Annotated in this window: 17 protein-coding genes; 4 read left to right on the top strand and 13 right to left on the bottom strand. The window is 55.7% G+C overall.

Annotated features, from left to right (window positions below; translation table 11 throughout):
* Positions 1–564 precede the first annotated feature (564 nt).
* The 13 genes from AC0KVQ_RS09905 to AC0KVQ_RS09845 all read right to left on the bottom strand — a co-directional run bounded on the left by AC0KVQ_RS09905 (position 565) and on the right by AC0KVQ_RS09845 (position 10,943).
* Positions 565–942 carry a DUF6362 family protein gene (locus AC0KVQ_RS09905; protein ID WP_473420995.1) on the bottom strand — a complete coding sequence of 126 codons (378 nt, stop codon included), beginning with the start codon at positions 940–942 and terminating at the stop codon, positions 565–567.
* Positions 935–1,141: a hypothetical protein gene (locus tag AC0KVQ_RS09900; RefSeq protein WP_473420994.1), complete on the bottom strand. Its 207-nt coding sequence runs from the start codon at positions 1,139–1,141 to the stop codon at positions 935–937. Before AC0KVQ_RS09900 ends, AC0KVQ_RS09905 begins: the two co-directional genes overlap by 8 nt.
* Entirely contained in the window at positions 1,138–1,611 is a 474-nt protein-coding gene (locus AC0KVQ_RS09895) for a crossover junction endodeoxyribonuclease RuvC (protein WP_473420993.1), read from the bottom strand. Before AC0KVQ_RS09895 ends, AC0KVQ_RS09900 begins: the two co-directional genes overlap by 4 nt.
* A 137-nt stretch (positions 1,612–1,748) precedes the next feature.
* Positions 1,749–4,049, bottom strand: a complete 2,301-nt coding sequence (locus AC0KVQ_RS09890; protein ID WP_473420992.1) for a phage/plasmid primase, P4 family — start codon at positions 4,047–4,049, stop codon at positions 1,749–1,751.
* Entirely contained in the window at positions 4,042–4,356 is a 315-nt protein-coding gene (locus AC0KVQ_RS09885) for a hypothetical protein (RefSeq protein ID WP_473420991.1), read from the bottom strand. The genes AC0KVQ_RS09890 and AC0KVQ_RS09885 overlap by 8 nt, the downstream gene beginning before the upstream one ends.
* The gene (locus AC0KVQ_RS09880; RefSeq protein ID WP_473420990.1) at positions 4,353–5,105 is read right to left on the bottom strand and encodes a hypothetical protein; all 753 of its coding nucleotides are present in this window, start codon (positions 5,103–5,105) and stop codon (positions 4,353–4,355) included. The genes AC0KVQ_RS09885 and AC0KVQ_RS09880 overlap by 4 nt, the downstream gene beginning before the upstream one ends.
* Positions 5,087–5,563 carry a DUF6511 domain-containing protein gene (locus AC0KVQ_RS09875; RefSeq protein ID WP_473420989.1) on the bottom strand — a complete coding sequence of 159 codons (477 nt, stop codon included), beginning with the start codon at positions 5,561–5,563 and terminating at the stop codon, positions 5,087–5,089. The genes AC0KVQ_RS09880 and AC0KVQ_RS09875 overlap by 19 nt, the downstream gene beginning before the upstream one ends.
* An 8-nt stretch (positions 5,564–5,571) precedes the next feature.
* Positions 5,572–6,234 carry a hypothetical protein gene (locus tag AC0KVQ_RS09870; RefSeq protein WP_473420988.1) on the bottom strand — a complete coding sequence of 221 codons (663 nt, stop codon included), beginning with the start codon at positions 6,232–6,234 and terminating at the stop codon, positions 5,572–5,574.
* 5 nt (positions 6,235–6,239) lie between these two features.
* Complete coding sequence (locus AC0KVQ_RS09865; RefSeq protein ID WP_473420987.1) at positions 6,240–7,061, bottom strand: ATP-binding protein; 822 nt, start codon at positions 7,059–7,061, stop codon at positions 6,240–6,242.
* A complete protein-coding gene (locus AC0KVQ_RS09860) occupies positions 7,061–7,813 on the bottom strand; it encodes a BRO-N domain-containing protein (protein WP_473420986.1) in 753 nt (250 codons plus the stop codon). The genes AC0KVQ_RS09865 and AC0KVQ_RS09860 overlap by 1 nt, the downstream gene beginning before the upstream one ends.
* 2 nt (positions 7,814–7,815) lie before the next feature.
* Positions 7,816–8,295, bottom strand: a complete 480-nt coding sequence (locus tag AC0KVQ_RS09855; RefSeq protein ID WP_473420985.1) for a hypothetical protein — start codon at positions 8,293–8,295, stop codon at positions 7,816–7,818.
* 10 nt (positions 8,296–8,305) lie between these two features.
* Positions 8,306–8,569 (bottom strand): hypothetical protein, encoded by a 264-nt coding sequence (locus AC0KVQ_RS09850; RefSeq protein ID WP_473420984.1) that lies wholly within the window; start codon positions 8,567–8,569, stop codon positions 8,306–8,308.
* A 106-nt stretch (positions 8,570–8,675) separates the two neighbouring features.
* On the bottom strand, positions 8,676–10,943 hold the full coding sequence (locus tag AC0KVQ_RS09845; protein WP_473420983.1) for a hypothetical protein: 2,268 nt from the start codon (positions 10,941–10,943) through the stop codon (positions 8,676–8,678).
* 264 nt (positions 10,944–11,207) lie between these two features.
* Here AC0KVQ_RS09845 and AC0KVQ_RS09840 point away from each other — a divergent pair, with 264 nt between their 5' ends.
* From AC0KVQ_RS09840 to AC0KVQ_RS09825, 4 genes are read left to right on the top strand one after another with little or no spacing between them, the layout of a single operon-like run.
* The gene (locus AC0KVQ_RS09840) at positions 11,208–11,402 is read left to right on the top strand and encodes a hypothetical protein (RefSeq protein WP_473420982.1); all 195 of its coding nucleotides are present in this window, start codon (positions 11,208–11,210) and stop codon (positions 11,400–11,402) included.
* Positions 11,399–11,854, top strand: coding sequence for a DUF2924 domain-containing protein (locus AC0KVQ_RS09835; protein ID WP_473420981.1), 456 nt, complete (start codon positions 11,399–11,401; stop codon positions 11,852–11,854). Before AC0KVQ_RS09840 ends, AC0KVQ_RS09835 begins: the two co-directional genes overlap by 4 nt.
* Positions 11,851–13,224 (top strand): recombinase family protein, encoded by a 1,374-nt coding sequence (locus AC0KVQ_RS09830; RefSeq protein WP_473420980.1) that lies wholly within the window; start codon positions 11,851–11,853, stop codon positions 13,222–13,224. The genes AC0KVQ_RS09835 and AC0KVQ_RS09830 overlap by 4 nt, the downstream gene beginning before the upstream one ends.
* Complete coding sequence (locus tag AC0KVQ_RS09825; RefSeq protein WP_473420979.1) at positions 13,221–13,583, top strand: hypothetical protein; 363 nt, start codon at positions 13,221–13,223, stop codon at positions 13,581–13,583. Before AC0KVQ_RS09830 ends, AC0KVQ_RS09825 begins: the two co-directional genes overlap by 4 nt.
* Positions 13,584–13,587: the final 4 nt, after the last annotated feature.

Here is a 13,587-nt window from a genome sequence, read left to right as displayed (position 1 = left end):
AAGGACCCGTGAAATTGCCAAGCATGCCGATCAGCCATACAAAAAAGGAAAGGCCGCAGGGGGCTGCAGCCTTCATTCGCTCGTTGCTCGTGAGCATAGCAGGAATATACACCCGAATCGGACAAAATGTTGCACGGCCCCAACGTCTCAAAATGGACAAATGCCCAAACCGAGGACAATGGTGGGAAGTATTACTCTACTTGGTGCTATTTTTTGGGGTGTGGGTAGGATGCAACACGATGTCACACGTGGATACAATGTGCTTGTGCCTGAAACTGACCGTCTGCATAATGGCAAAAAAACACCCGACCAGTTTGCTCAGCAAACCACGATCGGGTCGAGGAGGAGGAGAAGAGGGTTCGTTTTGCCGTTGGACAATTCGAACAGTACCCATGCAGCTGGGTACAGGAGAGAATTTAACAAATTCCGCAAATTCCCTCAATGGAATCCGTAGTAAAACTACCGATTGGCGATGGTTAATTTTCACATGAACTACATGTGAAGGTTTCTGTCGCCAATTTCGTTTACCCGATCCACCCTGTCTTTATAGCATCATTTTTCCGGTCAACCGGCACGATTGAGCTGCTCAACAATGGTCAGTAGTGCCCTCGACCACCAGCGCCATGCCGTCGTGCGATCACAGCCATAACGGCGGCAGACGTCTTTCCAGGGATCTTTCCGCGCGCGTAGCCAAACCAGATGGCGTTGCTCGACTTCCAGCCACAGCATCCAGCGCATGACTTCCTGCATACGTTCGATAGCAAGCGGGGAGGGTGGCGGCCGCCGAAAAGGCATTGGCTCACCCATGGCCTCCCAAGGCTCACGGACCAGCATCGGCCAAACATTGAAGTAACCTGTCACTCGAACCGCGGGTAATCGCTGAGCGGTTTCAGCGGCCTCAATGAGGCGCTCTGCAACCAGATCCAGATTCCAGTTAGCCATGTTTGATCTCCTCTCCGTACAGCCGCTCCCCAATCTGACGGATGAATTCGCGTTCAATCCAATCCAGACGCGGATCCTCGGCTGTGACCACCAGGATGTGCTGATGCCGCCAGCCTTGCTGTTTGACCAATTCCGCATCCATGGCCTGCGGTTGTGCTTTGCCCAGCGGACACTGGTACTGTGATTTTGGCGTCTTCATAGGACATCCTCCTGCTGTTGATTGAGGGCCCAATCCAACAGTGCCAAGGCATCGGCTTCGTTATCGTCGCCTGGCAAAAAACCTTTGCTGCGAGCTGCCGTGATCATGTCTTCCTTCCCGGCATTGCCCCGGCCGGTGGCGTGCTTTTTGATGGTGCCCACCGGTACCCCTTGATAGGGGATCTGGTGATGCTCACACCATGCGGTCAGATGTCCCATAAACCCGCCATAGGCGTGAGCGGCATCGACACCGGCATGACGGCGAACTTCTTCGAAGTACACCGCATCGAGTCCATCGACCGATTGCTTGATTTCATTGAGCCAGCGCTTGAAACGTAGAAAACGCATGCCGCCACCTTCGAAGCGCTGTGGCGTGAAATGCATCGTGCCACTGGTAATGGTGCCGTCCGTGTGCAGCAGTGCCCAACCCGTGTGTGTGCCCAGGTCAAGTGATAGAAGAGTGATGTGCATATCGGCATTCCTTTCGTATCGCTCTGACGCAGTCGACACAGTTTCTCGAAACCCTCTATGAGGCGCGTGTGGCGCGCGCGTGTAGAGAGTTACGTAGAACTGTGTCGACTGTGTCAGACCCGAGATTTTTCATGTGATCAGTTGTCCGCATAGGGGGTGTAGGCGGGCGCCGGCGGAGATTTAAGGCAGATGCCTTGAAATCCGCGGATACCTGCACCGTTGCGCCATTTCTCCAGACCTCGGGTGATGAGCTGGTCAGAAAGGCGTCGTTGTGTCCCGACGTATTCTCCGGTGGTGTCGGCCCATTGTTTCCAGTCATTGAACAGTTCAGTTGTCAAAGACTTGGCCGTGGCCACCCGATCACAGCGCTCGTCCAACCATCGCCCCAGCGCGTCTTCGGCCTCGAAATACTCTTCGGTGGCATCCACAACCTGCTGCGGTGGATCGAGCCTGCCCAGACGTCGCCATTCGAGACAGCCTTGTATGGCCCAGGCGAGGATGCCGTCGCGCTCGGCCAGCAATTTCTGCTGCAGATGTTTGTCACGACGTTCAGCCGGAACCGTGATCGTGAATGGGATCAAGTGCAGCCGTCGCTTCATCGCTTCGTCGATGTTGCGGATCGCCGGTTTGTGGTTGCCCGCCACGAATAACTTGAATTGCGGGAAGAACTCAAAGAAATCCTGGCGCATGAAGCGTGCCGAGATCTTGTCGCCACCCGTGAGGTTTTTGACCTTGGACTCGGCCCAGCGCCGACCTTGTTCCGTTTCGATGGCCGCCACGAAGCGCGCGCCGCGCAATCCCGCCATGTCGGTTGGATGACGATCGGTGCGCGTTTCCATGAAGGTATCCATGGGCGCATTGGTGGCGTAGTCACCGAAGATGGTGGCCAAGGTATTCACGAACACGGATTTGCCATTTGCACCGGTGCCATACAGGAAGAACAAGGCATGTTCACGGGTGGAACCCGTCAAGGCATAGCCCACCATCCGCTGCAAATAGGTTTGCAAGTCCCTGTCACCACCGGTGGCCTCATCCAGAAATTTTTTCCAGGTTGGGCAGTCTCCGCCTGGCGTGGCTGTGGTGATCTTGGTCATGCGGTCAGTGCGCTCGTGTGAACGTTCTCGGCCGGTTTTCAGATCGACCACGCAGCCGGGAGTGTTGAGCAGCCATGGGTCGGCGTCCCATTCTTCGGTGGTGGCGGCATGTCTACGATCTGCGCGCGCTAGTCGCTCGACCCCGCTGACCGTACTTGACGCTGCCAATTTGGTTGCAGTCTTGGGGTTGCTAGCATTGATGGCGGCGTGACGACAGACATGCCGGACCAGGTCGGTGGCCGCCAAAGTGTCTTCCGCTCGCCAGCGTCGACCGTCCCAGACCAGCCAACGGCCCCAAGCCGCAACATAACGCCAATCGCGGTGGTAGCGTCGAGTAAAGGACAGCGCCAGTGCATCTTCGGTGCCCCATACACAACTCTCGTCGCTGTCACAGGTGTTCAAGGCTTCATTCGCAGGGTCATCAGCGAGATGATGCATCTGTAGACGAGGGCCATGAGCAATGAACGCTGTGACATCGAAGCCATCCTGGATTGCATCGGCTGCGTCCCAACTCTCAGGTGCATCATCGGGGGGGTATAGGATGTGACAGGTTTGCGCGCCGGCCAGCAGTAAGGCCTGTGCTGCACGATCTGCGTACTCCCAGCCGGGTCTGTCTTTGTCGGGCCAGATGAGGACAGCCTTGCCGGCTAGTGGTGACCAGTCGGTCTTTTCGACCGGGGCGTTGGCACCGTGCATCGCGGTGGTGGCCACAATGCCCGCATCAATCAGCGCCTGCGCACATTTTTCACCTTCGACCAATACGACCTGTGCGACATCCTTCATTCCTGGCTGGTTGTAGAGCGGGCGTGGATCGGGCGGTGCCATCTTGCGCCGCTTGGCATCCCAAGGTCGGAATTCCTTCTTGCCGCCGGGTGGGTCATAGCGATACACGACCGCGATCAATTTGCCTGCGGCATCGAGGTAATCCCACTTGGCAGTGGCTGGACCCAGTTCATCCACCGGGATGGCTCGCGGCTTGGACTTACGCACGGGCACGGCCCGGGCACGACCGAGAAGGTTAACCGCGGTGTCCAGCACGCGCGGGAAATCGTGCAGTACGTCGAGGCCAAAGTGCCCGCCGATCAGCGTATAGATGTCGCCACCAGAGTTGTCGGCACGATCGGTCCATAATCCCGCCTTGTCGCCGTCGAGCACGACCTCAAGACTGTCACCAGGACTGCCCAGCACATCGCCGATCAGGAACGTACCCCGGCGTTTCTTGCCTGCTGGGAATAATGTGAACAGCACCGATTCCAATCGGGCGAGTAATTCGGCACGAATCTCATCCCGTTCTGCATCGCGGTTGTGCTCACAGGGCGGAAGTGTGTCGTTGAAGTCAATCATTCGACACCCCCACGGTATGATTCCCATCCTTGTTATCACGGTTCTGGACTGCACCACTGCGTGCCGCCCATGCCGACAGCTCAGACAAGCGATAACGCACCAGCCCACCCATGACATAGTGGGGAATCCGGTACTTGGCGCGCATGGACTGGTCGGCAAACCAGTAGTACGGCAGGCAGAATGCTGCCGAGGCCTGTTTGGCATCGATCATGGGCTCGATGTCGCGCGCCAGCTTGGCGTTATGCCAATCAGGCCGAACGTTGTTGATTGCCGTGTGATTCACTTTGTTTGACGGGTTGTCATTCATGATTCGGTACTCCAGCAGCGTTCTTGCCAGGCGCACATGCGGCATTCGAAGTGAGTCGGGTCAACGAAAGCACGAGGCAATAGCTCACCGGCTTCAGTGGCCGTAATGACCTTCACCGCCCGATCCGACATGCGCTGCGCCAAGGCGGCATCAAACGGTACGAACTCGGTGTAGATCTCCATCGTGTCGGCATTGAGCGCCGTGAAAAGCGCCGGATGCACGTGCAGGTCGAGATAGGCTTGGTAGGTCGCCACCTGCGCGGCATACACAGGCTTGGCCTGTGCGAGATGGTTTTTCTCCAGTTCCCGCCAGGACTTCATGCCCAGGCACTTGTTTTCCCAGAGTGCGGGATAGGCGAAGCCCTCGGGGCCATCGACAATGACACCGTCGATATGCCCCTGCAGGCGACCATCGGCCACAGAAAAACCGAACTGTTCACCATCGGCCTTGCGGGTGCGCAGGTCGAACCCGGCATCGCGCAGCCAGGCCACCATACAGTCCTCCATCACATGGCCGCGCGCGAAGATACGCAGTATCCGTCCGGAGAACTCGCGCCCGGGGTCGACGGGGGCTTTGGCGTATTCGAATTGCAGTGCACGCTCGCAGGCCACCCCGAGGCGCGAGGCGCCGAGATACTGGCGCTCGGACTGGCGGGCGTGGGCCTGCTGCATTCCACCGTCGACCAAAGCCGTGACCTGGCCGGAAATGCTCGATGAGGTGTTGAAGTCGATCATGGCTTCGTCTCCCATGGCAGGTCTTCCTTCAGATCGGCGAATGGCTGCCCCAGCGGATCGGACGTGGGTGGCAAGCCCCGCACGGGCGGGAACTTGCTCTGTTCGTGGTGTGTGACCATCGCTTCCGTCCAGCAGGTGACGATGGCATTGATTACCTGCAGCGCCTCGGCTTCGGAATAGTCGCCCAGCGGCTTCGTAAAACCGATCTCGCCTGCAGCCTCGCCGAAGGACTTGAGGCATTGCTTCATCGCGGCCAGTTCGACATCAGACGGATCGATCATGGTGACCTCCTTGATGTCGACGTAGCCCTCCTTGACCCGCAGCCAGTTGCCGTACAACGTGTGAAACGCGTTCTGGCAGCGTTGCGAGCAGAACACCCAGTCGACGGGATAACGTCGGGGATCGCCCGTCTTGTGACGACTGTCCGTGTGGCCGAAACCCCGTGCCTGTCGTTTGCAAACCCAGCATTTCATGGCCCCCCTCACTGTGCCCAGGACGGTTTACCCATCCCTGGTGCACGTTGTGGCGTAGACGACTGATACGCTGGCATTGCCTGTGCCTGTGCCTGTGCCTGTGCCTGTGCCTGTGCGGGTGCACCGGAATTGCCACTGCCGGAATTCGTCTTTGCTGGCACACCCTTCAACCTGGCATAGTCGGGGTGATCGGGTTCGACGGCGACTTTGACCACATTACGGTCCTGACCCTTGCCGTCCTTCTCAATGTCTACGCGGGCCAGGAATTCCAGACCATCCAGTTCGTGGAAGCCCTGGATGCGACGTGCGGCAGCGGCCTGTGGAGTGTTGTCCTGTGGGTGGATGTTGCGAGCACTATTGAGCACGGCGCGAACGAAGCTGCGCCCCATCTGCCCCCAAGTCGGCCCCTTCTTCGAGTGCAGGCCGATGTTGCTCCACATCTTGCGTTTGGCATGCTCGCCTGCCGTGACCACGAATTCTGCGGCCAGATAGATGGAGCCGGTTTCGAATGACTCGGTGGCATAACCGCCACCCCAGCCCTGCGATGGATCGTCATATCCACCAGGTTTGAGGGTCATGCGCACAGGGACGAGGGTGCCTTTGGGAATCAGATCGAAGCCGGATTGCTGCGATTCGGCATCATTGAAGTCGTTCCAGTTATTGCTGGTCATGGTGATTACTCCTGAGATGTGAGCTGTGCGGTGGGCATACCGGCACATTTGGTGATCAGATCGCCAAGGTGTGGAGGTTCCAGCAGGTCAAGACGACCGCTGCGGTCCTTGGCTGGGAAGCCGTAGGGATTGACGGTGTGTGTGACGAAGGCGCGATAGATACTGCCGTCATCAGCCTTGATTTCGGCTAGCGTCACTACCTCGTCGACGATGCCGGGCAGTTCCAGGCTGGTCTTGCTCCCCTCGATCTGAGGCACGAATATCTTGCGGTTGTAGTCATCCAAACGCTCATCGAGGATGGCGACAAACACCACGTTCTTGCCGCGGGCGTGTTGCAAATGGGTCAGGGCACTGACCATTTCCTGGCCGAGCAGCCCGTAAGCGCTGCGCATGTCAGGCTTTCCGGTACGGTCGCTGACCGCGCCAGGCTGTGTCTTGCACCAGGCAAAACACTGGCGAGACAGTTGCGTGATCGAATCCACGAAAAAGGTTTGATAACGATCGAGTTGGGCGGGGTCGCCAAATTTCTCGACGACATGATCGAAATGCGCCTGCGAAAATGCAGCCTCTGTTGGCAATGACGAGTCCGGACCGGCGAGAAACACAAAGAAATCGCGGCATTCCGGCCAAGATGCCGGGCGAATAGTGTCACCCGGCCAATCAGCCACGGCCAAATCACCGGCCTCGATGTCGAGGAACAAGGTGCTGACCGGGTCGAGGTCTTTAAGCCGAGTGGTTTTGCCGATGCCGGGTTTGCCTAACAACAGCAATTTGACACCCTTACGCTCGGCCAGGCGTTGTTGCGCAGAGATGATTGGAAGCGACATCACGCCACCTCCTTCAGTTGTTCTGCAACCGCTGGATTCCAGAGGATCTGGTAGCCGCTGTGGCCATTGCGCGAGTACGGTATGGCCTCTGCCCAGGACTCACCCGTCTCGGTTAGTTCCCACTCATCACGATCGTTACGGAACTGAAGGCCACTGGATGCGAGCAATTGGTTCGTGGCTTTGGCCGACCTGTTCAGCAATTTGCCAAGTTGGGTGGCGTTGAGCGCGCAGATCGGCTCATTGGCCGAAGGCAGTGCGCGGCGTAGCACCTCGGTGGTGATGCCCGTGTTCTCATGAATACAGGTCAGGGTTGCCGCCGCCGCGATACCCGGTTTCACGCCCGGCACCTTGGCGATTGCTTCTCCGATCAGCAGGATTGCGGATACCCGGTCGTAGGTCGGTGCTGGCAAGGCTGCCAGTGTGCCGGGGACAGCATAGCTGCCGGTCTTGCGGATCGCGGGCAGTACCTCATGAGTCACCCAGCGTTTGAAACGTTTGGCCTCCGACTTACGGCTGCCAAGCACGAGTCCAAACAATCCGGGCTCATTGACGGTGGTCATTTCCTGCGAGCCGCCAGGGGTGTGAACTGAACTCACACCCTTTTCGTCATCGTCAAGGCGCTCCAGTGCCTTGCGATCGAGGGTAAGTGTGTTCAAGACATCTGCTGCGACAAACCAAGGCTCTCCGTGTTTATCGGTAACGACACGGACCTGGTGCCCTTCAAAATCAAAAGGAATAAGCTGGAGACTCATGGTCATTGCTCCGTATCGATGGAAAGGGTGATAGATGGCTTGCCGGCATCTACCGTGCGCGCGGTAGCGAACTGCGCTTGCAGCGCTGGTGGCCAGTTCGTATAGCGGGACTCGGAAATAGTCAGTTTGATGTCGAGATAGCTCTCGACCTTTTCGCCCGATCCAGCGATGCGCTTAGCGATTTCGCCCAGCTGGGCCTGGTCCCAGCTGACCTTCTTGGGCAACTCGAACTTGATGTGCAGTGGGCCGTCGCTGATGTGGACGGTGCCGAAATCGCGGCCAGACTCACGCAGTACAGCGCGGGCGTTTTCGCCATAGGACTGATTCAGCGCCGCATCGAATTTGCTGCGGGACTGCTTGAGCCAATCGATGGCGGCGTCGAGATTCCTATCAATCTCGTGCTTGATCTCGGGTGGCAACGCGGCCAGTTGGCTGACTGACATTTCGGCGATGTCGGCGGGGAATAGGGTCAGATCGTTCATGGCCGCCTCCTTACGCATAGGTCCGAGCGAAGGTCGAGTAACGCGATACGCGCCGCTCAAACGCTTCGACTTCCGCGATCAGGTAGGTGACGCGGCTACCAAACTTGCAGAAAACTGGTCCAAGGGATTCTTGGCGCCAACGGCGCAGCGTCTTGACGGACAAGCCCCAGCGTGCAGCTAGTTCATGCTCATTCAGTGCCAGGCGAGGTGCGCTGTCAGGGGAAGACCGGAGAATGTTTCTGCCGGATTGAATAGATGGGACAGGATGTTGCATGTGGGGCACTCCTTTCGTTGAAGTGCCCCTATTTCCTCGCAGATGAGGATGCGATATTCCGCAGTTTTTTCGCAGAAATTACACAGAAATCACACAGCCATGTTTTTTATACGATTTCTTCCTCAAATATATTGGCCGTGGGCAAAGCGATAACGGCATGGGTATCTGGTAGGCCAATATTCAACTCCCAGAGTCGGGGCTTATCTTTGCCATCAGCGCCGCGAATATAGGTATTCCATTCCGGTCCGCCCCGGAATAGCTCAGTGACTGATCTAAATTCGATACCGGAATCAGTGACAAGCTGGGGGCGTGTCAATTTCCGCCTGCCCGATTTCCATGCGTTGACGAAAACCTCGACCACATCAACCCATTCCTTCTTTGTCAGAGACCAAGGCTCAGGCCACGGACCAATGAGTAATGCGCTGCGCCCGTCTGCTTCCTTGATCAAGTTGGGTTCTTGAGTCACTTTGGCGTTACTTTGCCAACGGCGTACTTCACCAGCAACAGGTGACATGTCCAAAATCACTTCACCGTTTTCAAACTTCACCAGGGAATTCACACTCACCACAATGCCTGGACCAAGAAATCGGCGCTGTGGTCCAACAGTAGTGGTTAGAACGATGGTTAAGCCAAGATTTAACTGACGCAGTTCCGTATCCATCTTGTTGGCATGCTTGGTATCCCAGAGGTGAGAAACCAGTGCAACCGGGACTCTCTGGTCGCCGATGCAATAATTGCCAAGCAGAAAGGGCTCATGCTCATCATGATTGATGGGTTGATCTATTAGCTGTGGCTTGAGGAGTTGATCAAGCCGTTCACGTAAGTAAGTCTTATCCACTGCATACCGGCAGAGACTGGCATCTGACAGATCATAGGTTTGTCCGGTCAAATCATCACGAGCGGTGGTGCTGTGACTACTGAACTGTACCTTGATACGGCGATACCCCAGTTGTCCATCCGCATCCTCAACAGGCACAGTGATGTAATCTCCTGGCGTTTTTTTCTTTAGCAGACCTTTGCTAACGAGATCTGCCGCGGACAAGCCAAGGACTGAAAGCACATGGCCATCCACTTCGTCGACAGCAAGATCGAGTAATTTAATTTCGGCATGGAATAAATCCAGATCTGTACCAATGTCCACAGGCCGCACGCGCTTCATGACGCCAAGAGAGATCAGAATATCTTCACCACAGCGACGTAATCTGGGATCAGGCAAGGTAAGTAGATTGCACGAACCACGCTGATCGACGGTGATATCCAGGGCACGCGATTCTTTCTCACCATCGAAACGGATGACGAATGAAAGTTTTACTTCCTGAACGCTGCGGCAGCTAGTTAACGGATTGAGTTCTCCAAAGTGCTGAGTCGAGATGGCCCAAATGCTGTCGCTGTTGGCCAATGCCAAGGTCACACTGTGTCGGCTGTGCCCCAATGTAACGGTTAAGGATGAAATCCACGCATCCTCAATCACGGCACCGCAAACATTGGCATCCTTCAAATTGATCGGATTTTTGAACATAGCTAGCTCGTAGCTGACGGTATCTACCGGTTGTTTGGATAAAGGCTTTTCGAATCCGATCATTGAGAAATGGTTGGCCAGGAGCTTCGCTGTTTTTTGCCGTTCGGAAAGAACATGGACCATGTTTTTCACGGGGTCGTAGACGAGCGTTGCCTCGAGTGCGGGAACAAATGGCAGGAGATCGCGCCGCCGATCTTTCATTTGGCGCAGGAGTTTCATTTTCCCGGGATGGTAGACGACCAGGTAATGCAGGGACCGTTTTGCATCGTCATCACCGTCTTCCATCTCGAAATGAATGACTTCACAACTTGCTTGGGTTTCATCATCCAGCCCAAGAATTTTGCTGACACCATCCTGCAACTTTTGGGCAACATCTTCATTCCAGACGAAGTCGCGGCTATCACCATCCCGTACGGTAAAGCCAAGAAATTTTTTGTGGCCGTGAAAATGATGCGTGAGATAGATGGTCTCAATCTGGTCGAAAATGCGTGGTGCATGCACCCGCATCCAGATCAAGCGAGTCATCGCGTCGGCAGACCGGTCGAAAGTGGTGATTTCCGGATGGTTTTCGAATTCAATCTCGCGATAGGCATGCTCCAACATCTCCTCTGTGCGGAATCGCACTAGCTGCAGTAAACGCACCGCTTCCTGATCTGCGATGGTGATGTCTTCTTGTTTGATTGTGCGGATGGTTTCAAGCAGCTCAGAGCGTGCCTCATGCTCCTGTTTGGCTGTGCTGAGCATGCGAAGGAATGCAAACATATCGACCTGTGCCAGCAGAGCTAAGGCTTGCACGCTTGTTGATTCAATCAGGTCAGCGAGATGTTTACTGTTTTTGAGAGAATTCTTGCCCACTCATTGCCTCCGGGAATTGGCCGGATTCCTGTGTCCAACATCGTTGAGCTTTGTTATCACGGTGAACTTGGGAAACCGAGTCATGGTTTATCAAGAAAATACATTTGAAGTAAGGATGAAAACAGAATTGCACAATTAACCATAATTTAATGTATGGAAAATGCAATGTTTGTGATTGTTTTCTGACCCAATTGCTCTGCGTTACCATCCTGTTCGTACGTTTCGTCGCATGATGAGAGACAGTTTCCACTCCTTGGATCTGTCATGAAAACACTCGAACTTCCTCAGCCCGCGGTGCTCACTGCTGCCGAGCGTGCCGCAGAAATCACCGCCATGCTTGCGGCCGCCATTACCCGGACCTACGTGGCTGAAACACCCGCAGAGCACGAGTTTCAACTTGCTAGTTCCCCGACGAAGAGCGTTCATGTCCTACCTTCCCAAATGGAGAAATGGTCATGAACGAGCCTACCCAATCGGTCTCTGCCCAGATTGCGGCCCTGTCGACATTGCCGATGACAGAGCTTTGGAATTTGTGGGATCAATATTTTCCGCATCGGCCACAAAACCCGAATCGCAGCTATATCGAATCCCGGGTGGCTTACAAAGTGCAGGAAGCGGTTTTCGGTGGACTGTCTGCCGACACTCGCAAGCGGTTGATCAACATCGGCATCAAACATTCCAAAATCAAATCACGTCAGCAATATCCTGAAATCCATCTGGCGCCAGGCACGATCCTGGTGCGGGAATGGGCGGATCGCGATCACAAAGTCACGGTCACCGCAGAAGGAACTTTCGAGTATGAAGGGCTGCATTTCAAAAGCCTTTCAGCGGTTGCCCGGCATATTGCCGGTACGCGGTGGTCGGGCCCCGCCTTTTTTGGATTACGCAATAATGGTGGGGATCGGTCATGAGTGAAATCGCCCAAGCCAAATCACGTAAGCGTTGCGCCGTATATAGCCGTGTATCCAGCGATGAACGATTGGACCAGGAATTCAACTCCATCGATGCCCAGAAAGAGGCGGGCCATGCCTATGTTGCCAGTCAACGCGCAGAAGGTTGGATACCTGTCGCGGATGATTATGATGATCCGGGTTTTTCTGGAGGAAATACCGAACGTCCGGCGCTCAAACGCCTGATGACCGACATCGAACGGGGCCAGATCGACATCGTCGTGGTGTACAAGATCGACCGTCTGACGCGCAGCCTTGCCGATTTCTCCAAGATGGTCGAGGTGTTCGAACGTCATGGCGTATCGTTCGTCTCGGTCACTCAGCAGTTCAACACCACCACCTCGATGGGTCGGCTGATGCTCAACGTCCTGCTGTCCTTCGCCCAGTTTGAGCGCGAGGTCACCGGTGAACGCATCCGCGACAAGATCGCCGCCGCCAAACGCAAAGGCATGTGGATGGGCGGCGTCCCGCCCCTGGGCTACGACGTCGACAACCGCTTGCTGGTCATCAATGATGCCGAGGCGGCGGTGGTGCGCCGCATTTTCGAGGAGATGCTTACCATTGGTTCGCCGACGCAGATCGCCGCCAACCTGACAGCGGAGGGCATTACGACCAAAGCCTGGCTGACCAAGGAGGGTCAGATGCGCAGCGGCGCACGCATAGACAAGAAATACCTGCATAAGCTACTACGCAACCGCATCTACCTCGGGGAATTGTCGCACAAGGGCAACTGGTACCAGGGCGCTCATACGGCAATCATTGATCACGCCTTGTGGGGACGGGTCCACGAGATATTGGCCAAGGATTCCCATGCTCGATCGGTAGAAACCAAAATCCGATCGCGCACGGATGCCTTACTGCGAGGGCTGCTATACACCCCTGACGGCGAGCGCATGTACCCAACGTACACCAGTAAAAAGGGCCACAAGTACTGCTATTACGTATCTAAGTCGGAAATTCGTTTTGGCGCCAATGGCAAAACCCATGAGCGCATCCCTGCAGATGAAGTCGAGGCTGCTGCGATTGCCCAGATCAAAACGGTATTGTCGAGTCCGGAAGCAATTGCAGCGGTATGTCAATTTATCCAGAAAAACGGAGCGCATATTGATGAACCAACAACGGTTATGGCGATGCACCGGCTGGGAGATATTTGGGAACGACTGTATCCCATCGAACGTCACCGCATTGTCAATCTGATGATCGAGCGTGTTGACCTGGTTCAAGGGGGACTGAGAATTAAATGGCGGGCCTTGGGCTGGCGTGCGCTGATCGGCGAATTTACGCCGGAAGGTATTGGCGTGGAACTGCTGGAAACAGAGGCCTTGCCATGAATGCCCAACTGGAAAGTTTCGTGCCGTTGACCCGCAAGAAACGCGGCGTGCAGAGCCTGGGCACTACTGTGGCGCCGGTCTATGACACCACGTTTTTGGAGGGATTGGGGCGTGCCTTTTACTGGCAGCATTTGCTCGATACCCACGTCATGAAGAGCGGGTCAGAAATCGCCATCCATGAGGGTTTGCATCATTCCACCGTCAATGAGCTACTGAGATTGACGCTATTGGCGCCCGATATTATCGAACAATTGATGAACGGTCGGCAGCCGCGCGGATTGATGCTGATGTGGTTCCAGCGTAATCGTTTGCCTGTGGAATGGCCTGCGCAGCGCGAGATCATTGCAAGTTTTTGCTAGGAGG

This window comes from Formivibrio sp. oc-25 (assembly GCF_055810895.1).
Note: the sequence above shows the minus strand (reverse complement) of the source record. Positions and strands in the feature narration are given on the sequence as shown.